This is a genomic window from Variovorax sp. DAIF25, from assembly GCF_050711835.1.
Classification (GTDB): domain Bacteria; phylum Pseudomonadota; class Gammaproteobacteria; order Burkholderiales; family Burkholderiaceae_C; genus Variovorax.
Genome location: NZ_CP136636.1, coordinates 5,999,629 through 6,024,892 on the forward strand (window position 1 = coordinate 5,999,629; position 25,264 = coordinate 6,024,892).

Genomic DNA, 25,264 nt, shown 5'->3' on the forward strand with positions numbered 1-25,264 from the left:
GGCATCAGGTTCCGGAAGTCGTTGCAACGGCGGCGGTGGTGGCGGCCTCGGTGGCCTCGGCATGCCAGCCGCCACCGGTGGCCGCGATCAGCGCCACGCTGGCGGCGAGCTGGCGCGCCAGCAGTTGCGCGGCCGTGCGCTGGTTGGTCAGCGAGAGCTGCTGCGCGGTCACCACGCTCAGGTAGGTGGCGGTGCCGGCGCGGTACTGGGCCAGCGCGAGGCGCTCGGCCGTCTGCGAGGCCTGCACGGCCTGCGCCTGCAGCTGCGATTCGTGGTCGAGCACGCGCAGGGTGGCGAGGTTGTCCTCGACCTGCTGGAAGCCGCCGAGCACGGTCTGCTTGTAGAGCGCGACCGAGGCGTCGTAGGCGGCCACGGCCTGCTCGCTGTGGGCCTTGCGCAGGCCGCCATCGAACACGGTCTGCGCGAGCACCGCGCCCAGCGACCAGACGCGGCTCGGCGTGTCGAACAGCGAAGCCAGCTTGCCGGCGCTGAAGCCGCCGCTCGCGCTCAGCACGATCTGCGGGAAGTACGCGGCCTTGGCCACGCCGATCTGCGCATTGGCGGCCTGCACGCGGCGCTCGGCCGCGGCGATGTCGGGACGGCGCTCGAGCAGTTCCGAAGGCAGGCCCGCGGGTGCGAGCGGCAGCTGGACGCCGAGCGTGCCCGCATTGGCGAGCGCGGGGTTCTCGCTGGCCGGCAGCGCGGCCAGCGTGAAGCGCGCCGGCGCCTGGCCGGTCAGCACCGCGATCGCATGCTCGAGCTGGGCGCGCTGCGCCTCGAGGTCCACGCCCTGCGCCTGCGCGGTGCGCAGCTGGCTCTCGGCCAGCGCCACGTCGGAGCGCAGCACGGTGCCGGCCGCGTACTGGTGCTGCGTGAGTTCGAGCGCGCGCGCATAGGCGGCGGTGGTGGTGGCGTAGAGCGCGCGCTGCAGGTCGATGGCACGCAGCTGCAGGTAGTCCTGCGCCAGCGTGGTCTGGATGCTCAGGCGCGCGCCCGCGAGGTCGTCGGCGCTGGCCTGCGTGCTCGCGTCGCCGGCCTCGACCGAGCGGCGCACCGCGCCCCAGACATCGGGCTCCCAGCTCGCGGCGAGGCCCAGGGTGTCGGTGGTGCGGCGCTCGATGCTGCCGGTGCTGTTGGTCTGCGCGCGGTTGGCGCCGGCGTTGAGGCCGAGGGTGGGATAGAAGCCGGCGCGCGCGGCCGAGGCCAGCGCGCGCGCCTCGCGGTACTGGGCCTCGGCCTGGCGGATGTTCTGGTTGGCGGCATTGGCCTGCACCAGGAGCCCGTTGAGCGTGGCGTCGCCGTAGGCCTCCCACCAGGGGTGCGAGGGATCGATGGCCTGCGGCGTGGCGGTCTTCCAGGCACCGTCTTCCTTGTAGGCCGCGGGCACCTCCATCGGGGGCCGCACGTAGTCGGGGCCGACCGCGCAGCCCGCGATCAGCAGCGCGGCCAGCGCGGCCGCGGCGGGCGCGCGCAGGGCGCGGCGCGGAAGGTCGGGAAAGGAGGATGCAGCGGAGCGAGCCATGGTGCGGTCACTCTAGGCCGCGCCTTCCAACCGCTCGCTGTCGACTTCCTGACAAAGCTGTCAGTTGGCGCGCGCTAAGAAATCTTTACCGCCGCCGCGTCGGCTCGCGCACCGGCCGCGGCATTGAAGAAGCCGAAACCTTCAACGACTCGTTCTTCAGGAGCAACCCATGAAACTCGCAGCGATCGCCGCGGCCCTCGTCGCGGCGGCCAGTCTCAGTGCCTGCGTGGTGGCACCGGTGGGGCCGGTGCACGGCGCGGCCGTGTATGCCGCGCCGATCGAACCGCCGGTGGGCGTGGCGATCATCGGCCCAACCTATGTCTCGCCCGGCCCCGGCTGGGGCTGGCGCTACCACCCGCACTACGGCTGGGGCTGGTACAACCCGCACGCGGGCTGGCACCGCGGCTGGCGCTGAGGCGCAACACGCCTCCGGCCGCGTTCAGCGCGGCGCGTCGCCCTTGCGGTACTCGGCCGTCAGCTCGTCGAGCTTCTGCTTGAGCGCGGGGTCGAGCTTGTACTCGGCCGCCGCGAGCGTCGCGTCGAGCTGCTCGGGCCGGCTCGCGCCGAGCAGCGGCGCGGTGATCAGCGGGTTCGCCATCACCCAGGCCACGGCCAGCGTCGCGAGCGGCACGCCCGCCTCGTCGGCCAGCGCATGCAGCTGCGTCACGGTGTTGAAGCTGCGCTCGTTCCAGTAGCGGTCCTGGTACATGTTGCCGGCCGTGCCGAGCGTGAAGCGGGTGTTCGCCTCGGGGCTGGCGCCGGGCTTGTACTTGCCGGTGAGCAGGCCGCCGGCCAGCGGGTTGTAGGGGATCACGCCCAGGCCTTCCTCGCTCGCGAGCGGCAGCAGCTCGCGCTCGATCTCGCGGAACAGCAGGCTGTAGCGCGGCTGCACCGAGACGAAGCGCGTGAGCCGCAGCAGGTCGGCCTTGCCGAGCGCGCGCGCGAGCCGGTAGGCCAGGAAGTTCGACACGCCCACATAGCGCGCGCGGCCCGACTTCACGATGGTGTCGAGCGCCTCGATGCTTTCCTCGAGCGGCGTCTCGCGGTCGTCCATGTGCAGCTGGTAGAGGTCGACGTGGTCGGTCTTCAGCCGCTTGAGCGAGAGGTCGATGGCATCGAGCAGGTGCTTGCGCGAGGCGCCCTGGTCCCAGGGATTGGGGCCGACCTTGTTGACCGCCTTGGTCGCGACCACGAAGCGCCGGCGGCCCGCGGGGCCCTGCTTCTCGAGCCAGTTGCCGATGATCTCCTCGGTGCGGCCCGTGGTCTCGACCGTGCCGCCCAGCGGGTAGACGTCGGCGGTGTCGAGGAAGTTGATGCCGCCCTCGGCGGCCTTGTCGAGGATACGGTGCGACACGGCCTCGTCGGTCTGCAGGCCGAAGGTCATGGTGCCGAGCGCGAGCCGGGAGACGGTCAGGCCGGTGCGGCCCAGGCGGGTGGTGGGAATGCTCATGGTGTGGATGGTTCCTGTGAAACGGCCGAACCGCGCAGTCGCGCGTGGCTGCACGACCATCATAGGCAGGCCGCCCGAGGCCTGCACGTCAGGGTGCAATCACCGTGACGCGCGCCGTCATGTAGGGATGCACCGAGCAGGCGTAGTCGTAGACGCCCGGCTTGTCGAAGGTCTGCGTGAAGTCCTGGCCGGGCAGCATCAGGTCCATGCCCGCGGGGCCGCCCTTCCTGAACACCACGCCATGGGGCGCGCCGTCGTCGTTCTTCCAGCGCACGGCCTGGCCCACCTTCACGGTGATCTGCGCCGGCTCGAAGGCGAAGTTGCGGATCGCCACGTGCGCCGAACCGCCCGCATGCCCGGCCGGCGCGCTGCGCTGCACCGCCACCTTGCGCGGCGCATTGCCGACCGCCACGGTGTGCGACGGGCCGCCGGCCAGGTCGACCACGCTCACGTCGTTCGAGCCCTCGTTGCTGACCCACAGCTTCCCGCCGTCGGCCGAGATGTCGAGCCAGTGCGGCTGCTTGCCCACCGCGATGCTGCGGCCCGGCGTGCGCGTCGCGGGATCGAACAGCATCACCTCTCCCGGCCCCTGCACCACGATCACACCGCTTGCCATGCCCGCGAAGTGCTGCGCGATGTGGGGCGACACGCCGGTGGGGATCGGCGCCAGCCGCTGGTTGGTGGTCGCGTCCAGCACCTGCACCGCGGGCACGCCCGCGAGCGTCAGGTAGAGCGCCTTGCCGTCGGGGCCGAACTCGAGGTCGCGCGGCGGCTTGTCGAGCGCGATCTCCGAGACCGCCTTGCGCGTCGCCAGGTCGACCACCACGAGCGCGAAATGGCCCGGCGCCTGCGAGGCCACGTAGGCCTGCCGGCCATCGGGGCGCACGGCGATGGTGTGCGGCTTGGGCACCGCCACGGTGGCGGCCACGGCATGGGTCGCGGTGTCGATGAAGGCCACGCGGTCGTCGCCGTTGACGGCCACCAGCACCCAGCGGCCATCGGCGGTGGTGGCCAGGCCCTGCGGGCCCTGGCCGACCTCGATGGTGTGCGTCACGCGGTCGGTCGCAGCGTCGATCTCGCTCACCGCCGAGGCGCCGGAGCCGCTGACGAACACGCGCTGGCCGTTCGGGGAGATCACGATGCCGTCGGGCCCCGCGGCCACCGGCACGGTGGCGAGCACGCGCTCGCTGCCGGTGTCGATCACGCTGAGCGTGCTGTCCTTGAAGTTGCCGACGTAGGCCTTTGGGCCGGCGGCCAGCGCCGGGAAGGCCAGGGCGCCGGAGGTCGCGAGAACGGCGAGCAGGCGTGCGAATCCTGGAAAGGCGGTCATGGGGAAAGACTCCTGAAAGAAGAGAGGAAGAGAATCGGCACAGGGCATGACGCGCGGTGCCCTTCGTCTATTCCCCGAAATTTTTTCGCGCAAGGCTGGAATAAAACGCGCGCCCGCCGCGTCATGCCCCCAAAGCACGTCCCTTGACCGACCGCACCCGCCAGTTCGAAGCCGCCGCCCTGCCGCATCTCGATGCGGCCTGGAATCTCGCGCGCTGGCTGCTGCGCGACGACCGCCTGGCCGAGGACGCGGTGCAGGAGGCCTACCTGCGGGCCTTCCGTTTCTTCGACGGGCTGCGCGGCGAGAACGCGCGGCCCTGGCTGCTGGGCATCGTGCGCAACGCCTGCTACGACTGGATGCGGCAGAACCGGCAGCTGGCCGACCAGGTGGAGTTCGACGAGCTGCGCGACAGCGAGTCGGCCGGCGCGACGGCACCGGAGGCCGGCGATCCCGCGCGGCTGTGGGAGCGGCGCGTGCAGGGCGAGCGCGTCAATGCCGCGATCGACGCCCTGCCCGCGGTCTACCGCGAAGCGATCGTGCTGCGCGAACTGGAGGAGCTGCGCTATGAAGACATCGCACGCATCGCCGGCGTGCCGCTGGGCACCGTGATGTCGCGGCTGTCGCGCGCGCGGGCCCTGCTGCGCGAGAGCCTGCGCGACGAGCGCCCGGGCCCGGCGCAGGAAAGGACACGGCATGCCAATTCCTGACGACGAGCTGGGAGCGCTGATGCGACAGCACGCCACGCGCCATGCGCCGCCCGCCGGCCTGGCCGAGCGCATCGCGCTGTCGGTGCGCGCCGAGGCCGGCGCACCCGCAACGCCGGCGCCGCGCCGTCACGGCTGGTGGCAGGGCCTGCTCGGGTTCGGAACCGGCGCGGCCGCGGCCTGGGGCCTGGCGCTGGTGCTGCTGGCATCGCCGGCGCCCCTCGAGCTGCTGGGCGCGCAGGTCACGGCCAACCACGTGCGCTCGCTGATGGCCTCACACCTGGCCGACGTGGCCTCCACCGACCAGCACACGGTCAAGCCCTGGTTCGCCGGCAAGCTCGACTTCTCGCCGCCGGTGGTGGACCTCGCCGCCGAGGGCTTCGCGCTGACGGGCGGGCGGCTCGACTACCTCGACGGCCGCACGGTGGCGGCGCTGGTCTATCGCTCGGGTCCGCACGTCATCAATGTCTTCGTCTGGCCCGCGGCCGATGCGAAGCCGCAGACTCCGGCCTTCTCGACGCGCCAGGGCTACCAGCTCGCGCACTGGACCCAGGGCGGCATGCAGGCCTGGGCCGTGTCGGACCTCAATGCGGCCGAGCTGCGCCACTTCGCGGCGCTGCTGCACGCGAGGACGGCGGTGCGCCCTTAGCGGCTGAAGACGGGATCGGGCAGCCGATCCCGTCTTCGTTGCGGCACACCGCGCGCGGTCGTGGTCGGCGCGCGGGACTGCGTTTAAGCTCGGCGGCGATCCACGCGTTTCCCGAATGAGCCCCTCCCCCTCCCCAGCCATCACGCATCCCACCGCCGGGTTCCGGACCTTGCTGCGCATCGTTGGCCGCGTCGCGGCCTCGCTGGTGCTGCTGCTGTCGACGGGCTGGGCCTGCCTCGCGCTCTGGTACCAGTTGCCCGTGGGCGAGACGGGCAAGGTCCTCGCCGCCGTGCTGTGGAGCGGCTTCGGCCTCGCGGCCCTGGTGCTGCTGTGGCGCGGCCGGGCCGCGCGCGCCCTGCTGTCCTACGCGGTGGGCTTCGCGCTGCTGCTGGGCTGGTGGAACACCATCGTGCCGCTGCAGCAGCGCGACTGGGCCGACGACGTCGCGCGCCAGCTGGTGGCGCGCGTCGACGGCAACATGGTCACGCTCGAGAACGTGCGCAACTTCGACTGGCGCAGCGACACCGACTACACGCCGCGCTGGGAAACGCGCCGCTACGACCTCGAGCGCCTGCGCTCGGTCGACGTCTCGGTCTCGTACTGGATGGGCCCGGCGATCGCGCACACGCTGGTGTCCTTCGGCTTCGACGACGGCCGCTTCCTCACTTTCTCGATCGAGATCCGCAAGGAGCGCGGCGAGAGCTTCTCGTCGATCGGCGGCTTCTTCCGGCGCTTCGAGCTGAGCCTGGTCGCGGCCGAGGAGCGCGACGTGCTGCGCGTGCGCACCAACGTGCGCGGCGAGGACGTCCACATGTACCGCGTGCGGCTGCCACAGGCCGAGATGCGCTCGCTGTTCCTGGCCTACCTCGACCAGAGCGCCGCGCTGCTGCGCGCGCCGAGCTTCTACAACACGCTCACGGCCAACTGCACCACCATCGTCTACGACCTCGCCAGGCGCATCGTGCCGGGCCTGCCGATGGACTGGCGGCTGCTGGCCTCGGGCTACCTGCCCGACTACCTGTACGACGTGGGCGGGCTGACGCCGGGCTACAGCCTCGATGCGCTGCGCACGGCCGGACGCATCACGCAGCGCGCGATCGCGAGCGATGCCACTCCGGGCGTCGATTTCTCGCGCGCGATCCGGCAGGGGCTGCCGGGCGCCGAGGCCCCGTGACGATGCGCGCGCGTCTTCCCGGCCTGGCGGCCCTGCTGTGCGCCGCCGCGCTGCTCGCGGGCTGCGCGGGCGTGAAGGTGGGCTCGATCTCGCCCGCCGAATACCTCGCGCAGCGCCGCGGCGACGTGCTCACCACGGGCCGGCTCAGCACCTCGGCCGAGGAGGTGCTGCGCGTGATCGGCTCCGACGCCGAGCTGTGCGGCAAGGACGGCCCGGCCTGCCGCAGCGCACTGGCCGACTCGCCGGGCCTGAGCGACGAACAGCGGCTGTCGGCGCTGTCGGAGGTGTGGCTGCAGGTGGCGATCGCGGCCGAGAAAAGCGGCAGCGCGACGCTGCCGGGCTCGAGCGCCGACACCGCCGCCATCGAGGCCTGGCTCGAGAGTGCGCGCCATGCCTATGCCTACCTGTTCTTCACCGCGCGCAAGCCGCGCGACCGCGCCTTCGAGGACCGGCAGACGCAGGTGCGCGACTACTACAACTACGCGGTGCAGCAGGCCATCACGGGCCTGTACCGCGGCGTGCGGCGCAACGCTGCGGCCCAGCCGCAGGTACCGCGCGTGGGCAACTGGCGCATCGAGGCCGACGTCTCGGGCCTGCGCCTGCCCGCCGACGCGCCGCTGCCCGACGAGCTGATCCCCGCCGCCTCGCTGACCTTCTCGGGCCTGCGCAACACCTACCGGCGCGACGGCTTCGGCGCCGAGCTGGTGGCGGCCGACAGCCAGCGCACCGACGAGAAGGCGCCCGCGCGCGATACCGCCGAGCCGCGCCCGCCCTACCGCGAGATGCCCTTCCCCACCGTCACCGCGCTGCTGCTGTTCGACGGCGGCAACCTCGCCGAGGTGCTGGCCACGCGCAGGCTGCGCATCGCGGCCTACGACCCCTACCGCACCGCCAACGTGCAACTGGCCGGGCAGGAGGTGCCGCTGGCCGCCAACTTCACCTCGGGCTACGGCCTGTGGCTGGCCCGCTCCGACTTCGCGCTGCAGGCGCTGCGCAGCCTGTTCGGCGGCCGCGACGGACTCACGCAGCCGCGCATCTACCTGATGCAGCCCTACGATCCCGAGCGCCGCACGGTCATCATGCTGCACGGCCTCGCGAGCAGCCCCGAGGCCTGGATCAACGTGGCCAACGAGGTGCTCGGCGACGAGACCCTGCGCCGCCGCTACCAGATCTGGCAGGTCTACTACCCGACCAATGCGCCGCTGCCGCTCAACAACTTCGCGATCCGCGAGGCCGTGACGCAGACGCTGCAGCACTTCGATCCCACGGGCCAGGCCACGGCCTCGAAGGACATCACGCTGATCGGCCACAGCATGGGCGGCGTGCTGTCGCGGCTGATGGTGTCGTCGTCGGAGGACAAGCTCTGGGACGCGCTGCTGACCAGCTACCCGATGCAGGGCGCGCAGCAGCGGCGCATCGAGGAGAAGCTCGCGCCCTACCTGCGCTTCGAGCCGCTGCCGCAGGTCAGCGATGCGATCTTCATCGCCTCGCCGCACCGCGGCACCGACTTCGCCAACAACCGCATCTCGCGCTGGGTCGCCAACCTCATCACGCTGCCGGTGGCGATGCTGGGCCAATTGAGCGACATCTCGCGCGAGCTGATCCGCATCGCGCCGGGCCGGCAGGACGCGGGGCCGCTGCGCATTCCCAACAGCATCGACAACCTCAGCGACCGCGATCCCTTCGTGCGGCTCTCCTCGGGCCTGCCGATGAATCCGCGCGTGCGCTTCCACTCGATCATCGGCAACGACACGCCGGGCCTGGCGCAGGCGCTGTCGAGCGACGGCATCGTGCCCTATGCCAGCGCGCACCTCGACGGCGCGGCCTCGGAGCTGGTGATCCCGTCGGCGCACAGCGTGCAGGAGAACCCGCTCGCGATCCTCGAGATCCGGCGCATCCTGCGCGAGCAGCTGAAGCCCCGGTAGGCGGAAACCTTCAGCTCGCCGAGCCTTCGCAGGCCGCCACGCGCGGCCGCCGCGCATCGGCGCGCGCGCTCGCCACGGCCCAGCAGAAGACGCCCATGCCCGCGAGCGCGAGCAGCGCGCCGACCCAGCCGGTCGAGGTCCAGCCCAGGCCCGCGGCGATCGCCACGCCGCCGAGCCAGGCGCCGAGCGCGTTGGCCATGTTGAAGGCCGAATGGTTGAGCGCGGCCGCCAGCGTCTGCGCATCGCCGGCCACGTCCATCAGCCGGATCTGCAGCGCCGGGCCGATGGCCACGGTGGTGCCGATCAGGAACACGTTGAAGCCCGCGGTGTAGATGTTGTGGGCCGAGAAGGTGAACAGCGCCAGCACCAGCGCCGCATAGGCCATGAGGCCGCCGATGGTGCGCATCAGCGACTTGTCGGCCAGCCGCGCGCCCACCAGGTTGCCGACCACCATGCCGAGCCCGAACAGCGCGAGCACCAGCGGCACGCCGCCCAGCGGCATGCCGGCCACCTCGATCAGCGTGGGCTTGATGTAGCTGAACACCGAGAACATGCCGCCGAAGCCGATGGCGCCGATGCCCAGCGTGAACCAGACCTGCTTGCGCTTGAGCGCGCCGAGTTCGCGCCAGGGGCTGGCACCCGCGGGCGCGGCGAGGTCGGGGATGTCGCGGCGCAGCAGCACCACGGCGATGAGCGCGATCACGCCCACGAACACGAAGGCCGCGCGCCAGCCGAACAGCTGGCCGAGCCAGGCCGCGATCGGCACGCCGACCAGCGTGGCGCCCGTGAGCCCCAGCATCACCAGCCCCACGGCGCGCGCGCGGCGCCCGGGCGGCGCGAGCGTGGCGGCCACCAGCGCGGCCACGCCGAAGTAGGTGCCGTGCGGCAGCCCGGTCGCGAAGCGCAGCAGGTTCAGCGAGGTGTAGCCGGGCGCCATCGCGCTTGCGAAATTGCCGGCCGCGAACACGGCCATCAGCGCGATCAGCAATGCACGGCGGCGCCAGCCGGCCGCGAGCACCGCGAGCACGGGCGCGCCGATGACCACGCCCAGCGCATAGGCGCTGATCACGTGGCCGGCCTGCGGGATGCTGACGGCGATGTCGTTCGCGACCTCGGGCAACAGGCCCATGATCACGAACTCGCCGGTGCCGATGGCGAAGCCGCCGACGCCGAGCGCGAGCACGGCGCGCAGGAACTGGGCCGACGAGACGGGCGGAATGGCGGGGGTGTCCGCGCCTTCGAGGGCGGATGGTGGGGCGTTCAAGGCCGGAGCTCCTGGGGGGATGCCCGGCGAGCGCGGGCAAAGCCCGATTTTAGGGTAAACCCTTAACGCGCGCTGATGAAGGCTTGCGCCCTGCCCGATACCTTTTTGCCCCTGCCGCTCAACGACGCAGGAAGCGCGGCGCGCGGCGTTCGGCCATGGCCTGCACGCCCTCCTTGAAGTCCTCGCTCGCGAACTGCACGCACTGCAGTTCGCGCTCGTGCCGGTTCGCAGCGGCCACCGCCTCGGCCAGGCCGCGCCGCAAGGTCGCGCGCGTCGATTCCACTGCCAGCGGAGCCGACAGCGCGATCTCGGCCGCGAGCGCCAGCGCGCTGGTGCGCACTTCATCGGCCGGCACCAGCTGGTCGACCAGCCCGATGCGCAGCGCCTCCTCGCCACCGATGCGGCGCCCCGTGTAGAACAGCAGCGCGGCCTGCTGCGCGCCGACCAGCCGCGGCAGGGTCAGGCTCAGGCCGAAGCCCGGATGGAAACCGAGGCGGTTGAAGTTGGCGCTGAAGCGCGCTTCGGCGCAGGCCACGCGGAAGTCGGCCGCCAGCGCGAGGCCGAGCCCGGCGCCGATGGCCGGGCCATGCACCGCGGCCACCAGCGGCTTGGCGTTGCCGAACAGGCGCATGGCCTGCTCGTAGAGCGGCGCGGGGTCGCGCGCATCGTCCTTGCCGCTGAAGTCGGCGCCCGCGCTGAAGGCCCGGCCTTCGGCGGCCAGCACGACGGCGCGGCAGTCGGGATCGGCATCGAGCCGCGCGAGCCGGTCGGCCAGTTCGCGCAGCAGTGCCACGTCGAGGTAGTTGAACGGCGCGCGCCGCAGCTCGAGCAGCGCCACGTGCGCATGGCCCGATTCCAGCGAAGCGAGCGCGCTCATTGCACTTCCAGCTTCGCGATGTCGACGTAGCCCTTCCACTTCTCGCGCTCCTGGCGCTCGAAGCTCGCGAGCTCGGCCAGGCTGACCTTCGCGGGCGCGAAGGCGAAGCCCTCGAGCCGCGCGCGGATCGGGTCGGTGGTCACGGCCTCGTTGATCCACTGGTTGAGCTGCTGCTGCAGCGCCGCCGGCGTGGCGGCCGGCACCGCGATGCCGAGGAAGCCGCCGCGGATGCTGAAGCCCGGGTAGCTCTCGGCGATCAGCGGCAGCTCGGGGTAGCGCTTGAGCCGCGCATCGCTGTGCACCGCGAGCGCGCGCAACTGGCCCGAGGCCACGAAGGCATCGCCGGCCACGGTGTCGGTGAACACCACCTGGATCTGGCCCGCGATCAGCTCCGACATCGCCTGGCTCACCTGCTTGTACGGAATCGCCGCGAGCTCGATGCCGGCCTCGTGCGCGAACAGCGCCGCCGTGACCTTGGAGGTGGCGTTGAAGTGGCCGTAGTTGATCGTGCCCGGCGCCTTCTTCGCGGCGGCGACGAAGTCCTGCAGCGTCCTGTAGGGCGCGTCGGGCCGCACCAGCATGTAGGTGGAGCCGGGACCGAAGGAACCGACCAGCCGGAAGTCGCGCCCGGGGTCGTAGGGCAGCTTGCGGAACAGGCTGGGGTTGGCCAGGTGCGTGGAGGTGGTGGCCAGCAGCAGCACCGAGCCGTCGGCCGGCGCATTGCGCACCGCCTCCACGCCGATGATGCCGTTGCCGCCGGGGCGGTTGTCGACCACCACCGCGCGGCCGGTCTTGCGCGTGAGGAACTCGGCCAGCATGCGCGCCGAGATGTCGCCCGAGCCGCCGGGGCCGAAGGGCACGACGATCTGGATCGGCTTGTTGTTGTCCGCCGCCATCGCGGCCGCGAACGGCAAGGCCGCGAGCGCGGCGAGGCACTGTCTTCTCTGCATGTCGTCTCCTGTTGTTGGTGTCGATGGAGGGGCGCGCTCAGCCGGGGGCCTTCGCGCCGAGCGCCTCGTTGTGCTCGCCCACGCCGGGCGCGCGGTGCCGCACCCGCGGCCGCTCGCCGTCGAAGGACAGCGGCAGCCCGACGATGCGCAGCTCCTCGCCGGGAATGGTCTGGAAGATGCCGATGGCCTCGGTCTGCGGCTGCGCGAGCACCTGCGCGAAGTCCTGGATCGGCGCGCAGGGAATGCCCAGGGCCTCGAGCGCCTCGAGCCACTGCTGCGTCGAGCGCGTGCGGAACACCGCCTCGAGCGCGGGGATCAGCAGTGCCTTGTGCTGCACGCGCAGCGCGTTGCTCGCGAAGCGCTCGTCGCGCGTCCATTCCTCGTGGCCGGCCGCGCGCGCCAGCTTGGCGAACAGCCGGTCGTTGGCCGCGGCCACCACGATCTCGCCGTCCCCGGTCGGCAGCGCCTGGAACACCACCACGTTGGGATTGCCGCTGCGGTGCCGCTCGGGCTGCTTCCCGGTGGCGTGGAAGCCGGCCATCATCACCTGCAGCCAGCCCAGCGCGGTCTCGAACAGCGAGGTGTCGACCACGCAGCCCTGCCCGGTCGAAGCGCGGCGCAGCAATGCCGCGATGCAGCCCAGCGCGGCCCAGACGCCGGTGCCGAGGTCGAGCACCTGCATGCCCACGCGCGCCGACGGCCCGCTCTCGGCGCCGTTGATGCTGAAGATGCCCGCGAAGGCCTGCACCATCGGCTCGTAGCCCGGCGCGAGGCGCATCGGTCCCTTGTGGCCGAAGGCCCAGAGCGAGCAGTACACCAGCCGCGGGTTGAGCGCGCGCAGCGCCTCGGGACCGAGGCCCAGTTCCTCGAGCGAGCCGGGCCGCATGTTCTGCACGAACACGTCGGCCTCGGCCGCGCGCTCGCGCAGCCATTGCGCCTGCGCCGGGTCCTTGAGGTCGAGCGCGATGCTCTTCTTGCCGTGGTTCATGGCCTGGAAGGTGGTCGCGGTGCCGCGCCAGAACGGCGGACCCCAGCCGCGCGCGTCGTCGCCCGTGCCGGGCCGCTCGATCTTCACCACCTCGGCGCCGAGCGAGGACAGGATCTCGCCCGCGTAGGGCCCGGCGATGTTCTGCCCGAGCTCGATGACCTTGATGCCGGCCAGCGGCAGTGCGGTGCTGCCGTTCGTGTCGTCCGTCATGGTTCAGCGTCCCGTGAAATGGGGCGCGCGCTTCTCGACGAAGTGCCGCACGCCCTCTTGGAAATCCGCGGTGTCGCGGCAGGCCGCGATCTCGCGGTCGGCCACGCGCGTGGCCTGCCCGAGGGTCTGGTAGCGGGCCTCGACCAGTTGCCGCTTGATGATGCGCACCGCGCGCGGCGAACTCAGCTCGGCGATCTCGGTGGCGCGCGCGAGCACCGCGTCGAGAAAGCCCTCGGCCGGCAGCAGGCAGGCCAGCCCCATGCGATCGGCCTCTTCGGCCTGCAAGGTGCGGCCGGTCAGCAGCAGGTCGGCCGCATGCATCGGGCCGATCAGCCGCGGCAGCAGCCAGGCCGTGCCGTGCTCGGCCACCAGGCCGCGGCGCGCATAGGGCAGCGTGAGCTTCGCGCCGGCCGCCACGTAGCGCAGGTCGGCATGCAGCGCGATGCACAGGCCCACGCCCGCGGCCGCGCCGTTGATCGCGGCGATCAGTGGCTTGGCGAGCGCGCCGAGGTAGCCGTAGCGCTGCGCCGCGTCGTCGTCGGACTCGGCCTGCGGCACGGGCGGCCGGCCCGGGTCGGACAGCACCGCCATGTCCATGCCGGCGCAGAAGGCGCGGCCGGCGCCGCTGAGCACGATGGCGCGCACCGCGTCGTCGGCTTCGGCATGCGCGACGGCCGCGCGCAGCTCGGCCTCGAGCGTGGGTGTCCAGGCATTGAGCCGGTCGGGCCGGTCGAAGGTGATCGAGGCCACGCGGCCGATCGCCGCGTACCTCAGTTGCGTGAAATCCAAGCGTGTCTCCTGGTCGTTGCGCCCCGCGATGGGCGTGCGGCCAGTATTCCGGCGGGCTCCGGCGGCGACAACCTTAGAATTTCGGAGAACGAAATCATGGCCACGCCCCGCCCCTCCACCGCCGGCTCGACGCGCGCCCGCACGCAGGCCACCGGCACCTTCGTGCGCAGCACTCCCGGCAGCCATTCGCTCGAACGCGGCCTCGCGCTGCTGCGCGCCTTCCGGCACGGCGTGGACGTGCTGACCAACGCCGAGCTGGCCGACCGCACGCAGCTGCCGCGGCCCACGGTCAGCCGGCTCACGCGTTCGCTGGTGGATGCGGGTTTTCTCGCCTACGACATCGAGCAGCGCGGCTACCGCCTCACGGCCGCCTGCCTGAGCCTCGCGCTGTCCTTCCGCAGTTCGGAGGCCACGCTGGCGCGCGCGCTGCCGCTGATGCGCGCGCTGGCCGAGGGCCGGCGCGTCAACGTCGGCCTCGCGGTGGCCGACCAGCTCGAGATGGTCTACCTGGAATCGGTGCGCCTGAGCCGGCTCGGGATCTTCCGGCGCATCCTCCCTGGCTCGCGGCTCCCGATCGCGAGCACCTCGCTGGGCTGCGCCTTCCTCGCCGGCATGCAGGCCGCGGAGCGCAAGGCCCTGCTGGGCCGGCTGCGGCAGGCGCACGGCGCCGAATGGCGCGTGCTGCAGCCGCGGGTGGAGGCCGCGCTCGAAGCGGTGCGCGAACGCGGCTTCTGCCACGCGAGCTGGGCCGCGGGCATGACCGCGGTGGCGCTGCCGTTGCGCTCACCCTCGGGCAGCCTCTATGCGATGAACGTGAGCTTCCCCACCGCGGAGGAAGTGTCGACGGACGCCATCGAGGCGCACGCGCAACTGCTGCTGCGCCTCGCGGCCGACCTGCGCCGCGACTGGGCGCGCTGAAGCGTCAGATTGCCACCAGCTGGCGCACGCCCTGCGCCTCCATGTCCTTGCCGAGGCCGCGCGCGATCACCTCGCCGCGCTCCATCACGAGGTAGTCGTCGGCCAGCTCCTGCGCGAAGTCGTAGTACTGCTCGCACAGCACGATCGCCATGTCGCCGCGGTCGGCCAGCATGCGGATCACGCGGCCGATGTCCTTGATGATGCTCGGCTGGATGCCCTCGGTGGGCTCGTCGAGGATCAGCAGCTTCGGCTTGGGCGCGAGCGCGCGCGCGATCGCGAGCTGCTGCTGCTGGCCGCCCGAGAGGTCGCCGCCGCGGCGCCCGATCATCTGCTTGAGCACCGGGAACAGCTCGAACAGCTCGGCCGGGATCGGCGTGCCGCCGCGCTTGTAGGCCAGGCCCATGCGCAGGTTCTCCTCCACCGTGAGGCGCGCGAAGATCTCGCGGCCCTGCGGCACGAAGCCGATGCCCGCGCGCGCGCGGTCGTAGGGCGTGGCCTTGTGGATCGGCCGGCCCTCGAGCTCGATGCTGCCGCTCTTGATCGGCACCAGGCCCATCAGCGACTTCAGCAGCGTGGTCTTGCCCACGCCGTTGCGGCCCAGCAGCACCGTGACCTTGCCCAGGGTGGCCTCGAAGCTCACGTCGCGCAGGATGTGCGAGCCGCCGTAGTACTGGTGGATGTTCTTGACTGTGAGCATGTTGAATTTCCAATTCGAGCAGCCGAACGCAGAAGAAAGACAAAAACTACGCAGAGGTCGCAGAAGGAACCCAGAAAATTTGTGATTTCCTTCTGCGACTTCTGCGAAACCTTCGCGACTTCTGCGTTCGGTTGTCCGTTTTCTAGCGTCCCAGATAGACCTCGATGACTCGTTCGTCCGCCTGCACCTCGTCGAGCGAGCCCTGCGCGAGCACCGAGCCGTCGCACAGCACGGTCACGATCTCGGAGATGGTGCGGATGAAGCTCATGTCGTGCTCCACCACCATCAGCGAATGCTTGCCCTTGAGCGTGAGGAACAGCTCGGCCGTGCGCGCCGTCTCCTCGTCGGTCATGCCGGCCACGGGTTCGTCGAGCAGCAAGAGCTTCGGGTCCTGCATCAGCAGCATGCCGATCTCGAGCCACTGCTTCTGGCCGTGGCTCAGGTTGCCCGCCATGCGCGACACGCTGGCCGCGAGGTGGATGGTCTCGAGCACCTCGGCCAGCCGGTCGCTTTGCGCCGAGTCGAGCCTGAACAGCATCGAGGCGCGCACGCCCTTGTCGGTCTTGAGCGCGAGCTCGAGGTTCTCGAACACCGTGAGGTGCTCGAACACGGTCGGCTTCTGGAACTTGCGGCCGATGCCGAGCTGCGCGATCTCGGCCTCCTTGTGGCGCAGCAGGTCGATGGTGCTGCCGAAGAACACCGTGCCCTCGTCGGGCCGGGTCTTGCCGGTGATGATGTCCATCATCGTGGTCTTGCCCGCGCCGTTGGGGCCGATGATGCAGCGCAGCTCGCCCGGCGCGATGTCGAGCGACAGCTTGTTGATCGCCTTGAAGCCGTCGAAGCTCACGCTCACGTCTTCCAGGTAGAGGATGCGGCCGTGGGTCACGTCGACCTCGCCGGGCGTCGCGATGCGGCTGAAGCCCGCCGTGCGGCCGCCCGATTCGGTGGCGCCGGTGTCGTGCGGCTGGCCCTTGGCGCGCGAGGCGCGCTCGGCGCCGGCTTCCATCAGGTCGGGCGTCATGCGCGGGCTCCCTTCGGTTCGGCATGCAGTGGCGCGGCGATGGCGTCCGGCTCCATGCCCTGTTCGGTCGCCAGCGAACGCTGGGCCTCGGAGCGCGCCGGCGATGCCGCAACGGGCGCCGCCTTCTCGCGCGACAGCCACTGGCGCACCAGCCCCACGATGCCGTTCGGCAGGAACAGCGTGACCGCGATGAACAGCGCGCCGAGGAAGTACAGCCAGTACTCGGGATAGGCCACCGTGAGCCAGCTCTTCGCGCCGTTGACGATGAAGGCGCCGATGATCGGACCGATCAAGCTCGCGCGCCCGCCCACCGCGGCCCAGATCGCGATCTCGATCGAGTTGGCCGCGCTCATCTCGCTCGGGTTGATGATGCCGACCTGCGGCACGTAGAGCGCGCCGGCCACGCCGCACATCACGGCCGAGATGACCCAGATGCTGAGCTTGTAGGGCAGCGGGTTGTAGCCCGAGAACATCACGCGCGACTCGGCGTCGCGGATGGCCTGCAGCACGCGGCCGAACTTGCTCGCGATCAGCCACTTGGCGAACAGGAAGAAGGCCAGCAGCGTCACGCCGGTGAGCGCGAAGATCGTCATGCGCATCTCCTGCGTGGCGATCGGGATGCCGAGGATGCGCTTGAAGTCGGTGAAGCCGTTGTTGCCGCCGAAGCCGGTCTCGTTGCGGAAGAACAGCAGCATGGCCGCGAAGGTCAGGGCCTGCGTGATGATCGAGAAGTACACGCCCTTGATGCGCGAGCGGAAGGCGAAGAAGCCGAACACGAAGGCGATCAGGCCCGGCACCGCGACGATCAGCACCAAGGTGGCAATGAAGCTGTCGCTGAAGGTCCAGTGCCAGGGCAGCGTCTTCCAGTCGAGGAACACCATGAAGTCCGGCAGGTCGCTCTTGTAGTTGCCGTCGCGGCCGATCTGGCGCATGAGGTACATGCCCATCATGTAGCCGCCGAGCGCGAAGAACAGGCCGTGGCCCAGCGAGAGGATGCCGGTGTAGCCCCAGATCAGGTCCATGGCCAGCGCGCAGATCGCGTAGCACATGATCTTGCCGACCAGCGCCACCGCGTAGTCGCTCATGTGCAGCGGGCTGTCGACCGGCACCCACATGTTGAGCACGGGCGCCACCGCGCACACCACGATCAGCGCGACGAAGAAGGCCGTCCAGCCCTTGCCGCTCAGCAGCGGCCCCTTGGTTGGAAGTACGACCTTGCTCATGCCTCTGCGCTCCGGCCCTTCATCGCGAAGATGCCCTGCGGCCGCTTCTGGATGAAGATGATGATGAAGACAAGCACCGCGATCTTCGCGAGCACCGCGCCCGCCCAGCCTTCGATGAACTTGTTGAGGATGCCCAGGCCCAGCGCCGCGTAGACGGTGCCCGCGAGCTGGCCGACGCCGCCCATCACGACCACCATGAAGCTGTCGACGATGTAGCTCTGGCCCAGGTCGGGGCCGACGTTGCCGATCTGGCTCAGCGCGCAGCCCGCGAGGCCGGCGATGCCCGAGCCCAGCGCAAAGGCGTAGGTGTCGATGCGCGCGGTGTTCACGCCCATGCAGGAGGCGATCGGGCGGTTCTGCGTGACGCCGCGCACGAACAGGCCCAGCCGCGTGCGGCCGATCAGCCAGCCCATGGCCAGCAGCACCAGCACCGCGAAGACGATGATGCACAGGCGGTTCCACGGCAGCGTGACGTTCGACAGCAGCGACAGGCCGCCGCTCATCCAGGCCGGGTTCTCCACGCCCACGTTCTGCGCGCCGAACAGCGAGCGCACCAGCTGCTGCAGCATCAGGCTGATGCCCCAGGTGGCCAGCAGGGTTTCGAGCGGGCGGCCGTAGAGGAAGCGGATCACGCCGCGCTCGAGCACCGCGCCCACCAGCGCCGAGGCCAGGAACGAGACCGGGATCGCCGCCACCAGGTACCAGCCGAAGGCGGCCTCGGGCAGGTACTTCTGGAAGATGCCCTGCATCACGTAGGTGGCGTAGGCGCCGATCATCATCAGCTCACCATGGGCCATGTTGATGACGCCCATCAGGCCGTAGGTGATGGCCAGGCCCAGCGCGGCCAGCAGCAGCACCGAGCCCAGGCTGACGCCGCTGAACACGGCATTGAGGCGGTCGCCCCAGACCAGCGAGCCATCGATGCTGGCGATGGAGGCCACGATCGCGGCCTTCACGTCGGCCTCGGTCTCGTCGGCCAGGCGCTGGTTGAGCAGCAGCTTGGTGTCGGGGCTGCGGCTCTCGCCGAGTTCGCGCGCGGCCACGAGGCGCTTGGCCTTGTCGGCGCTGCCGAGCATGCTGGCGGCGCGCACCAGTTCGAGCCGCGCCTTGATCTTCGGGTGGGTCTCGGCGGCCAGCGCCTTCTCGACCAGCGGCAGCCGCGATTCGTCGGGCTCCTTGAACAGCGCCTGCGCGGCCTCGGCGCGCACCGCGTCGTCCTTGCTGCCGAGCTTGAGCGCGGCCTGCGCGGCATCGAGCGCGCCGCGCATCAGGTTGTTGTTGACCACGTCCTCGGCCGTGTCGGGCACCTTGAGTTCGGCACCGGTCACGGGGTCGTAGCCCTTGTCGTCCTTCATCACGAAGACCTTGTCTTCGGTGTACTTGACCGCGTCGTCCGACATCGCCTGGATGAAGGCGGCGGTCTTCTCGTCGGCGCTGGTGACGGCCTTGTTGAGCGCGGCGATGCGGGCCTCGGAATCGCCGGCGGCGATGGCCCGGGCTTCGTCGGCGGTCAGCGCCTGGGCGGCCGTTGCCATGAACAGCATGGCGGCGAATGCGCAGTGGAGGGTTCGTCGAAGCATCTTGAGAAGGTGTTGGCATGACGCCCTCCCCCGCTGGGGGAGGGTTGGGGGGGGGGCATGCGGCGCCCGAGCGAGCGCAGGCATCGAATCGACCGCCGTCGGCCCCCACCCCGGCCCTCCCCCAGAGGGGGAGGGAGATGACACTTACATCGACTTGCCGGCCGGGTAGTCGGGCTTCTTGTCGTTGCCTTCGATGTACGGGCTCCACGGCTTGGCCTTGACCGGGCCCGGCGTCTTCCACACCACGTTGAACTGGCCGTCGGCCTTGATCTCGCCGATGAACACGCTCTTGTGCAGATGGTGGTTCTTCTCGTCCATCTTCGAGACGATGCCCGAGGGTGCGGTGAAGGTCTGGCCGGCCATGGCGGCGATCACCTTGTCGGTGTCGGTCGATTTGGCCTTCTCGACCGCCTGCTTCCACATGTGGATGCCGATCCAGGTGGCTTCCATCGGGTCGTTGGTCAGCGGCTTGTCCTTGTGGCCGGCGATGTTCTTGGCCTTGGCGTAGTCGCTCCACTGCTTGATGAAGGCCGTGTTGGTCGGGTTCTTGATCGACATGAAGTAGTTCCACGCGGCCAGGTGGCCGACCAGCGGCTTGGTGTCCACGCCGCGCAGTTCTTCCTCGCCGACCGAGAAGGCCACCACCGGCACGTCCTTGGCCTTCAGGCCCGCGTTGCCGAGTTCCTTGTAGAAGGGCACGTTGGAGTCGCCGTTGATGGTCGACACCACGGCCGTCTTGCCGCCGGCCGAGAACTTCTTGATGTCGGCGACGATGGTCTGGTAGTCGCTGTGGCCGAAGGGGGTGTACTTCTCGTCGATGTCGGTGTCCTTCACGCCCTTGCTCTTGAGGTAGGCGCGCAGGATCTTGTTGGTGGTGCGCGGGTAGACGTAGTCGGTGCCCAGCAGCACCCAGCGCTTGGCGGCGCCGCCTTCCTTGCTCATCAGGTAGTCGACGGCGGGAATCGCCTGCTGGTTGGGCGCGGCGCCCGTGTAGAACACGTTCTTCGAGAGCTCTTCGCCTTCGTACTGCACCGGGTAGAACAGCAGGCCGTTCATTTCCTCGACCACCGGCAGCACCGACTTGCGCGACACCGAGGTCCAGCAGCCGAAGATCACCGAGACCTTGTCCTGGCCGAGCAGCTGCTTGGTCTTCTCGGCGAACAGCGGCCAGTTCGAGGCCGGGTCGACCACCACGGGCTCGAGCTTCTTGCCGAGCACGCCGCCCTTGGCGTTGATGTCGTCGATGGCCATCAGCACCGTGTCCTTCAACACGGTTTCCGAGATGGCCATCGTGCCCGACAGCGAGTGCAGCACGCCGACCTTGATGGTGTCGGCGGCGAATGCCGGCACAGCGGAGATGCTGGCCAGCGCGACGGCGGCGGTGAGCGCCTTGAGAGTGAAACGACGTTGCATGTGGACTCCTGCTCCGGTGGGTTGAACCTGTTCGCCGGCGCGGTGCCGAGCGATGGGAGGGAGTCTGCGGAATGCACCAGGAAGGAGAAATACGCCGGGTGGCGTACACGGAGGTACTCAGGCGCGTCAACGGCGCGCGGGGCTACGGCGCCGGGTACTTGCGCGCGTTCGCGACCATCTTGCTGCGCGCGGCCTCGATGGGATCGATGCCGAGCTGGTCAGCCAGCTGCAGCAGGTAGAGCAGCACGTCGGCGATCTCGGTGCCGACCTCGGCGCGCTTGTCGGCCGACAGCTCGCGGCTCTGGGCCTCGGTGAGCCACTGGAAATGCTCGAGCAGTTCGGCGGCCTCGACCGAGAGCGCCGCGGCGAGGTTCTTGGGGGAGTGGAAGGGTTCCCAGTGGCGCTCGCGGGCGAAGTCGCGCAGGGCCTGGGTGAGGGTCTGGAGGTCGGAATCCATGGTGGCTTTTCTGGAGGGGCGGTCAGTGTGACATGCGCCCCGAGAGCCCTCCATTGACCCAATTTGGGCAGGCTCGTGCCCAAATTGGGCAGGTTCGTCAGCGGCTCGTCGAAGGCCGCCGCGCGCCCCGCCGATGCAACACCGCCACCAGCAACGCCGACCCCATCAGATAGACCAGCGCCACCCCGAGCCCCGCCGCATAGGCCGCCGCATCGCCCCGCTCGCCGAGCCGCCCGTAGAACAGGATCCCGATCAGCGCCACGCCCAGCGCATTGCCCGCCTGCTGCACCATCGACAGCACGCCCGAGGCCACACCCGCATGCTGCGGCGGCAGGCCGGCGAGCACGCTCGAGACCAGGGGTGCCATCACCAGGCCCAGACCCGCGCCCTGCACCAGCAGCAGCGGCACCATCCGGGCGAGCAGGTGGGCATGGCCCGCGAAGGCCGCGACGTTGAGGTACTGCAGCGCATGGCCGGCCGCGAGCAGCAGCGCGCCGAGCGCGATCGGCGGCTTGCCGCCGAAGCGGCGCGCGATGCGGGCACCACCCATCGAGGTGGCGAAGAAGCCGAGCGCCAGCGCGGTGAAGACCAGGCCCGAGCGCAGCGCGCCGAGCGCGAGGCCCTGCTGCAGGTACAGCGCGAGCACGAAGTACAGCGAGGCATTGCCAACATAGAAGGCCAGCGTGGTCAGCAGGCCGTTGACGAAGCGCGCATCGGCCATCAGCACCGGCGCCACCAGCGGCGCACCGCCGCGCGCGGCGAGCCGGCGCTGCTGGAAGGCGAACAGCAGCGCGAGCGGCAGCGCGGCCGCGAGGCACAGCCAGCTCCACAGCGGCCAGCCCTGCTGCCGGCCCTCGACCAGCGGCAGCACCACCGCCACCGACGCCGCGGCCACCAGCAGCATGCCGGCGGGATCGAGCCGGCTCTGGTGGCCCCCATTGGCCAGCGGCGGAATGACGCGCGGCGCCAGCAGCAGCGCGAGCAGGCCGATCGGCAGGTTGATGAGGAAGCAGCTGCGCCAGCCGAGGCCCCAGAGGTCGGCCTGGATCAGCAGCCCGCCCACGAGCTGGCCCAGCGTGGCGCCGAGGCCGAGCGTGAGGCCGTAGGCGGCGAAGGCACGGGCACGGTCCTCGCCGGTGTGGACCAGCCCGATCATCGCGAGCACCTGCGGCTGCAGCAGCGCACCGGCCAGGCCCTGCAGCACGCGGGCCGCCACCAGCAGCTCGGCATTGGGCGCCAGGCCGCAGGCCGCCGAGGCCAGCGTGAACAACAGCAGGCCCGCCATGAACATGCGGCGGCGCCCGAAGAGGTCGCCGAGCCGGCCACCGGTGATCAGGCCCGCGGCGGTGGCGAGACCGTAGCCCGCCACCACCAGTTGCAAGGTGGCGGTGCTCGCGAGCAGTTCGCGCTGCATCGAGGGCAGCGCGACATTGACGATGAAGAAGTCCAGCACCACCAGGAAGGTGCCGCTGAGCATGACCCACAGGGCCAGCCGGGCGGGCCGGGCCGCGTCCGCGTTCTGGCCGGCCGTGGAGGAAAGCGATGCCGCCGGAACGGCGATGTTGGACTGCGTCATGGTGGGCTCGAGTCTTGGAGGGAGGGCGCACTGCGGCAATGACCCCGGAGGTCAAGCGATCAGACGCCGGGGGTCGGCAGGATGAACTGGTAGTCGACGGCGATGCGGCCGTCCTCGGCCAGCCGCAGGAACTCGAGCCCGAGCGCCGCCACGGGGCCGCCCGCGGCGGGGACCATCTGCCAATGGAACATCACGGTGTCGCGCAGCCCTTGCGCATCGCCGGTGGCGATGAAGCGGAAGCCGCCATCGCGCACGTTCTTCTCGTGCGAGCCGGTGACGCGCTGCGCCAGCGCCTCGTAACCCTTGGCCTGCAGCGTGCGCACGTAGTGCTCGCCCTGGGGCACCCACAGTGCGGCGATGGCGTCGCGGCGGGCGTCGGCGTCGGTCAGGTTCCAGAGGGCGACGTAGCGGTCGGCCAGTTCGGTGAAGCGGGTCTTGGCATGCATGGGGTGTGCTCCTGTGCGGTGAGAGTGAAGCGGCAGTTTCTGCCGCACTCGATGGACAGTGAATGCCTGCAAAGCCGATAATCTTGTCCATTCGTCCACCGCCACCGGAGCCTTCATGGACCCCCTCGACGACGTTTTCGCGGCCATGCGCGTGCGCAGCGCCCTGTATGCCCGGCTCGAGGCCGGTGCGCCCTGGGGCGTGAGCCTGGCCGGCGGCGAGAGCGCGCGTTTCGGCCTCGTGGTGCGCGGCGGTTGCCTGCTCGAGGTCGAGGGGGCGGACCACCCCGTCGCGCTCGCCGCGGGCGATTGCTACGTGCTGGCCCACGGCACGCCCTATGTGCTGCGCGACCATCCGACCACGCCCACGGTGAGCTGCGCCTCGGTCGTGCGCGACCGCATCGGCGGCGTCGTCGAGCTGGGCGGCACGGGCACCGCGGCCTCGGTGATCTGCGGCTGGTTCCACTTCGACCAGCGCGCCGCGCGCCCGCTGCTCGACCTGCTGCCGGTGCTGCTGCACGTGAAGATGGAGCAGGCGCGGGCCCTCGCGCTGCAGGGCACGCTGCAACTGCTGGCCATGGAGACCGGCGAGCCCGGCCTGGGCTCCAGCCTGCTCGTGAGCCGGCTGGCCGACATCGTGTTCGTGCAGGCGGTGCGCGCGCACGTCGCGGCCGCGGGCGATGCGCAGACCGGCTGGCTGGCCGCGCTGGCCGATGCGCGCATCGGTCCCGCGCTGCGCGCGATGCACAAGGACATGGCACGCGCCTGGACGGTGGAATCGCTGGCCTCGGCCGCGAGCCTGTCGCGCTCGGCCTTCGCGCAGCGCTTTCGCGAGCGCGTGGGGCAGGCACCGCTGGAATACCTCACGCAGTGGCGCATGTTCAAGGCCGGCAACATGCTGGGCCAGGGCAACGCCGCGCTGGGCACCATCGCCGGCGCGGTGGGCTACGAATCGGAAGCCGCCTTCAGCAAGGCCTTCAAGCGCGAGAAGGGCATGGCGCCCGGTGCATGGCGCGCCGCGGCGCGCGAGAACGCCACGGCGTGAAAGAGCGCCTCAGGCCTGCTTGGCCGCGTGCCTGAACTGCGCCATGGCAAAGGCCCAGGCCATCCGCGTGGCATCGGGCCCGGCCGCATCGCTGAACATCAGCTTCGACGCACCGCCGCTCCACGCATGCCCCAGCCCCGTGATCTCGCACAGCGAGACCACCGTGCGGCCCTTGCGCTTGAAGTCGGTCACGCGCATCGGGCGGCGCTTGCCGCGCTGCACGTCGCGCGCCACGCCGGGCCGCGCGCCCATGGCCGTGGCCCACACGGCGGCGCTGTTGACGGCATTGCTGGGCACGACCACGGCATCGGCATCGCCGTGCAGCACGAGCATCGGCGGCAGGGTCGCGAGGACGGCCGCGGCGCCCATCGCCTTGCCGACGGCGGTGACGGGCATCGGCGGCACGTTCTGGCCGCGCATCGCGCCGAGCGCGGTGGCCGACGACTTGGCCGCACCGGGCGCCACGCCCGAATGCATGACCACGGCGCGAAAGCGCTGCGGATAGCGCGTGGCCAGCAGCGCCGCCATGCTGGCACCGGCCGAGAGGCCGGCCAGCGCGACGCGCTCGCGGTCCACCGGGTAGAGCATGCAGGCCTGGTCGACCGCGGCCATCAGCGTCGCGGCCTCGGCGTCGGCCTTGCCGGAGCGGCGCTCGTACCAGTTCCAGCAGCCCTGGGGATGCGCGAGCCGGTCCTGCTCGGGGTAGAGCACCAGGAAGCGCTGGCGCGCCGCCAGCGCGTTCATGCGCGTGCTGGCCGCGAAGTCGCGCCCGGTCTGGCCGCAGCCGTGCAGCATGACCATGAGCGGCAGCTTCTCGCCGGGCTGCAGATGCAGGTCGGCGGGACGGAACAGGTGATAGCGCCGCGCGCCGCCGGGACCGATCGCCATGCCGCCGAGCCAGTCGCCCTTGCCGGGCGGCGGCTTGAGCCGCTTGGCCGTCGCGCGCTGCACCTGGCCCGCCACGCGCTGGCTGTTGCGCAGCGTGAGCTTCGTGAGCGCCTTCAGGTTGCGCTCGTAGGCGCGGGCGAAGACGGAAGCGGTGGAACGGCGGGCCATGGC

24 protein-coding genes are annotated in these 25,264 nt (G+C 70.8%); 7 read left to right on the plus strand and 17 right to left on the minus strand.

Annotated features, from left to right (window positions below; genetic code table 11):
- Positions 1 to 4: 4 nt before the first annotated feature.
- Positions 5 to 1,522, minus strand: a complete 1,518-nt coding sequence (locus tag R0232_RS27675; protein ID WP_431510169.1) for an efflux transporter outer membrane subunit — start codon at positions 1,520 to 1,522, stop codon at positions 5 to 7.
- Positions 1,523 to 1,691: 169 nt separating this feature from the next.
- Between R0232_RS27675 and R0232_RS27680 the strand changes: the two genes are divergently transcribed.
- A complete protein-coding gene (locus R0232_RS27680; RefSeq protein ID WP_208507816.1) occupies positions 1,692 to 1,937 on the plus strand; it encodes a hypothetical protein in 246 nt (81 codons plus the stop codon).
- Between the two features lie 24 nt (positions 1,938 to 1,961).
- Here R0232_RS27680 and R0232_RS27685 read toward each other — a convergent pair whose 3' ends face one another.
- Positions 1,962 to 2,972, minus strand: coding sequence for an aldo/keto reductase (locus R0232_RS27685; protein WP_093340700.1), 1,011 nt, complete (start codon positions 2,970 to 2,972; stop codon positions 1,962 to 1,964).
- Between the two features lie 88 nt (positions 2,973 to 3,060).
- Complete coding sequence (locus R0232_RS27690) at positions 3,061 to 4,302, minus strand: plastocyanin/azurin family copper-binding protein (RefSeq protein WP_431510170.1); 1,242 nt, start codon at positions 4,300 to 4,302, stop codon at positions 3,061 to 3,063.
- Between the two features lie 143 nt (positions 4,303 to 4,445).
- Between R0232_RS27690 and R0232_RS27695 the strand changes: the two genes are divergently transcribed.
- From R0232_RS27695 to R0232_RS27710, 4 genes are all read left to right on the plus strand, one after another.
- Positions 4,446 to 5,009, plus strand: coding sequence for a sigma-70 family RNA polymerase sigma factor (locus R0232_RS27695; RefSeq protein WP_208507814.1), 564 nt, complete (start codon positions 4,446 to 4,448; stop codon positions 5,007 to 5,009).
- The gene (locus tag R0232_RS27700) at positions 4,996 to 5,655 is read left to right on the plus strand and encodes an anti-sigma factor family protein (protein WP_398498654.1); all 660 of its coding nucleotides are present in this window, start codon (positions 4,996 to 4,998) and stop codon (positions 5,653 to 5,655) included. Before R0232_RS27695 ends, R0232_RS27700 begins: the two co-directional genes overlap by 14 nt.
- A 115-nt stretch (positions 5,656 to 5,770) precedes the next feature.
- Positions 5,771 to 6,829, plus strand: coding sequence for an Lnb N-terminal periplasmic domain-containing protein (locus tag R0232_RS27705; protein ID WP_082321708.1), 1,059 nt, complete (start codon positions 5,771 to 5,773; stop codon positions 6,827 to 6,829).
- A 2-nt stretch (positions 6,830 to 6,831) separates the two neighbouring features.
- Entirely contained in the window at positions 6,832 to 8,754 is a 1,923-nt protein-coding gene (locus R0232_RS27710) for an esterase/lipase family protein (RefSeq protein ID WP_431510171.1), read from the plus strand.
- A gap of 10 nt (positions 8,755 to 8,764) precedes the next feature.
- Here the strand turns inward: R0232_RS27710 and R0232_RS27715 are convergent, their stop codons facing one another.
- From R0232_RS27715 to R0232_RS27735, 5 genes are all read right to left on the minus strand, one after another.
- A complete protein-coding gene (locus tag R0232_RS27715; protein WP_431510172.1) occupies positions 8,765 to 10,018 on the minus strand; it encodes an MFS transporter in 1,254 nt (417 codons plus the stop codon).
- A 118-nt stretch (positions 10,019 to 10,136) separates the two neighbouring features.
- The gene (locus tag R0232_RS27720) at positions 10,137 to 10,895 is read right to left on the minus strand and encodes an enoyl-CoA hydratase/isomerase family protein (protein WP_431510173.1); all 759 of its coding nucleotides are present in this window, start codon (positions 10,893 to 10,895) and stop codon (positions 10,137 to 10,139) included.
- The gene (locus R0232_RS27725; protein ID WP_261210721.1) at positions 10,892 to 11,845 is read right to left on the minus strand and encodes a Bug family tripartite tricarboxylate transporter substrate binding protein; all 954 of its coding nucleotides are present in this window, start codon (positions 11,843 to 11,845) and stop codon (positions 10,892 to 10,894) included. The genes R0232_RS27720 and R0232_RS27725 overlap by 4 nt, the downstream gene beginning before the upstream one ends.
- A 37-nt stretch (positions 11,846 to 11,882) precedes the next feature.
- Positions 11,883 to 13,043, minus strand: a complete 1,161-nt coding sequence (locus R0232_RS27730) for a CaiB/BaiF CoA transferase family protein (protein WP_431510174.1) — start codon at positions 13,041 to 13,043, stop codon at positions 11,883 to 11,885.
- 3 nt (positions 13,044 to 13,046) lie between these two features.
- Positions 13,047 to 13,832 (minus strand): enoyl-CoA hydratase-related protein, encoded by a 786-nt coding sequence (locus R0232_RS27735; protein WP_431510175.1) that lies wholly within the window; start codon positions 13,830 to 13,832, stop codon positions 13,047 to 13,049.
- 96 nt (positions 13,833 to 13,928) lie between these two features.
- Here R0232_RS27735 and R0232_RS27740 point away from each other — a divergent pair, with 96 nt between their 5' ends.
- The gene (locus tag R0232_RS27740) at positions 13,929 to 14,750 is read left to right on the plus strand and encodes an IclR family transcriptional regulator (protein ID WP_431510176.1); all 822 of its coding nucleotides are present in this window, start codon (positions 13,929 to 13,931) and stop codon (positions 14,748 to 14,750) included.
- 4 nt (positions 14,751 to 14,754) lie between these two features.
- Here the strand turns inward: R0232_RS27740 and urtE are convergent, their stop codons facing one another.
- The 8 genes from urtE to R0232_RS27780 form a co-directional block, all read right to left on the minus strand.
- The gene (gene urtE, locus R0232_RS27745) at positions 14,755 to 15,447 is read right to left on the minus strand and encodes an urea ABC transporter ATP-binding subunit UrtE (protein WP_057594408.1); all 693 of its coding nucleotides are present in this window, start codon (positions 15,445 to 15,447) and stop codon (positions 14,755 to 14,757) included.
- Positions 15,448 to 15,589: 142 nt separating this feature from the next.
- A complete protein-coding gene (urtD, locus tag R0232_RS27750) occupies positions 15,590 to 16,468 on the minus strand; it encodes an urea ABC transporter ATP-binding protein UrtD (RefSeq protein ID WP_296787128.1) in 879 nt (292 codons plus the stop codon).
- On the minus strand, positions 16,465 to 17,691 hold the full coding sequence (gene urtC, locus R0232_RS27755; RefSeq protein ID WP_431510177.1) for an urea ABC transporter permease subunit UrtC: 1,227 nt from the start codon (positions 17,689 to 17,691) through the stop codon (positions 16,465 to 16,467). Before urtC ends, urtD begins: the two co-directional genes overlap by 4 nt.
- The gene (gene urtB, locus R0232_RS27760) at positions 17,688 to 19,235 is read right to left on the minus strand and encodes an urea ABC transporter permease subunit UrtB (protein ID WP_431510178.1); all 1,548 of its coding nucleotides are present in this window, start codon (positions 19,233 to 19,235) and stop codon (positions 17,688 to 17,690) included. The genes urtC and urtB overlap by 4 nt, the downstream gene beginning before the upstream one ends.
- 180 nt (positions 19,236 to 19,415) lie before the next feature.
- Complete coding sequence (gene urtA, locus R0232_RS27765; RefSeq protein ID WP_057594412.1) at positions 19,416 to 20,684, minus strand: urea ABC transporter substrate-binding protein; 1,269 nt, start codon at positions 20,682 to 20,684, stop codon at positions 19,416 to 19,418.
- A 142-nt stretch (positions 20,685 to 20,826) separates the two neighbouring features.
- On the minus strand, positions 20,827 to 21,141 hold the full coding sequence (locus R0232_RS27770) for a nucleotide pyrophosphohydrolase (RefSeq protein ID WP_296787134.1): 315 nt from the start codon (positions 21,139 to 21,141) through the stop codon (positions 20,827 to 20,829).
- Between the two features lie 97 nt (positions 21,142 to 21,238).
- Positions 21,239 to 22,717: an MFS transporter gene (locus R0232_RS27775; RefSeq protein WP_431510179.1), complete on the minus strand. Its 1,479-nt coding sequence runs from the start codon at positions 22,715 to 22,717 to the stop codon at positions 21,239 to 21,241.
- Between the two features lie 59 nt (positions 22,718 to 22,776).
- On the minus strand, positions 22,777 to 23,163 hold the full coding sequence (locus R0232_RS27780; protein WP_431510180.1) for a hypothetical protein: 387 nt from the start codon (positions 23,161 to 23,163) through the stop codon (positions 22,777 to 22,779).
- A gap of 115 nt (positions 23,164 to 23,278) precedes the next feature.
- Here R0232_RS27780 and R0232_RS27785 point away from each other — a divergent pair, with 115 nt between their 5' ends.
- Positions 23,279 to 24,205 carry an AraC family transcriptional regulator gene (locus tag R0232_RS27785; protein WP_431510181.1) on the plus strand — a complete coding sequence of 309 codons (927 nt, stop codon included), beginning with the start codon at positions 23,279 to 23,281 and terminating at the stop codon, positions 24,203 to 24,205.
- A 9-nt stretch (positions 24,206 to 24,214) separates the two neighbouring features.
- Here R0232_RS27785 and R0232_RS27790 read toward each other — a convergent pair whose 3' ends face one another.
- Entirely contained in the window at positions 24,215 to 25,261 is a 1,047-nt protein-coding gene (locus R0232_RS27790; protein ID WP_431510182.1) for an extracellular catalytic domain type 1 short-chain-length polyhydroxyalkanoate depolymerase, read from the minus strand.
- Positions 25,262 to 25,264 lie beyond the last annotated feature (3 nt).

Excerpts from the sequence above, each read along its gene's own strand:
- urtE (WP_057594408.1), bottom strand. The coding sequence starts at position 15,447 with ATGCTCACAGTCAAGAACATCCACCAGTACTACGGCGGCTCGCACATC.
- urtB (WP_431510178.1), bottom strand. The coding sequence starts at position 19,235 with ATGCTGTTCATGGCAACGGCCGCCCAGGCGCTGACCGCCGACGAAGCC.
- R0232_RS27710 (WP_431510171.1), top strand. The coding sequence starts at position 6,832 with ATGCGCGCGCGTCTTCCCGGCCTGGCGGCCCTGCTGTGCGCCGCCGCG.
- urtC (WP_431510177.1), bottom strand. The coding sequence starts at position 17,691 with ATGAGCAAGGTCGTACTTCCAACCAAGGGGCCGCTGCTGAGCGGCAAG.
- R0232_RS27785 (WP_431510181.1), top strand. The coding sequence starts at position 23,279 with ATGGACCCCCTCGACGACGTTTTCGCGGCCATGCGCGTGCGCAGCGCC.
- R0232_RS27770 (WP_296787134.1), bottom strand. The coding sequence starts at position 21,141 with ATGGATTCCGACCTCCAGACCCTCACCCAGGCCCTGCGCGACTTCGCC.
- R0232_RS27740 (WP_431510176.1), top strand. The coding sequence starts at position 13,929 with ATGGCCACGCCCCGCCCCTCCACCGCCGGCTCGACGCGCGCCCGCACG.
- R0232_RS27730 (WP_431510174.1), bottom strand. The coding sequence starts at position 13,043 with ATGACGGACGACACGAACGGCAGCACCGCACTGCCGCTGGCCGGCATC.
- R0232_RS27790 (WP_431510182.1), bottom strand. The coding sequence starts at position 25,261 with ATGGCCCGCCGTTCCACCGCTTCCGTCTTCGCCCGCGCCTACGAGCGC.
- R0232_RS27720 (WP_431510173.1), bottom strand. The coding sequence starts at position 10,895 with ATGAGCGCGCTCGCTTCGCTGGAATCGGGCCATGCGCACGTGGCGCTG.
- R0232_RS27780 (WP_431510180.1), bottom strand. The coding sequence starts at position 23,163 with ATGCATGCCAAGACCCGCTTCACCGAACTGGCCGACCGCTACGTCGCC.
- R0232_RS27705 (WP_082321708.1), top strand. The coding sequence starts at position 5,771 with ATGAGCCCCTCCCCCTCCCCAGCCATCACGCATCCCACCGCCGGGTTC.
- R0232_RS27775 (WP_431510179.1), bottom strand. The coding sequence starts at position 22,717 with ATGACGCAGTCCAACATCGCCGTTCCGGCGGCATCGCTTTCCTCCACG.
- R0232_RS27700 (WP_398498654.1), top strand. The coding sequence starts at position 4,996 with ATGCCAATTCCTGACGACGAGCTGGGAGCGCTGATGCGACAGCACGCC.
- R0232_RS27680 (WP_208507816.1), top strand. The coding sequence starts at position 1,692 with ATGAAACTCGCAGCGATCGCCGCGGCCCTCGTCGCGGCGGCCAGTCTC.
- R0232_RS27675 (WP_431510169.1), bottom strand. The coding sequence starts at position 1,522 with ATGGCTCGCTCCGCTGCATCCTCCTTTCCCGACCTTCCGCGCCGCGCC.
- R0232_RS27685 (WP_093340700.1), bottom strand. The coding sequence starts at position 2,972 with ATGAGCATTCCCACCACCCGCCTGGGCCGCACCGGCCTGACCGTCTCC.
- R0232_RS27690 (WP_431510170.1), bottom strand. The coding sequence starts at position 4,302 with ATGACCGCCTTTCCAGGATTCGCACGCCTGCTCGCCGTTCTCGCGACC.
- urtD (WP_296787128.1), bottom strand. The coding sequence starts at position 16,468 with ATGACGCCCGACCTGATGGAAGCCGGCGCCGAGCGCGCCTCGCGCGCC.
- urtA (WP_057594412.1), bottom strand. The coding sequence starts at position 20,684 with ATGCAACGTCGTTTCACTCTCAAGGCGCTCACCGCCGCCGTCGCGCTG.
- R0232_RS27725 (WP_261210721.1), bottom strand. The coding sequence starts at position 11,845 with ATGCAGAGAAGACAGTGCCTCGCCGCGCTCGCGGCCTTGCCGTTCGCG.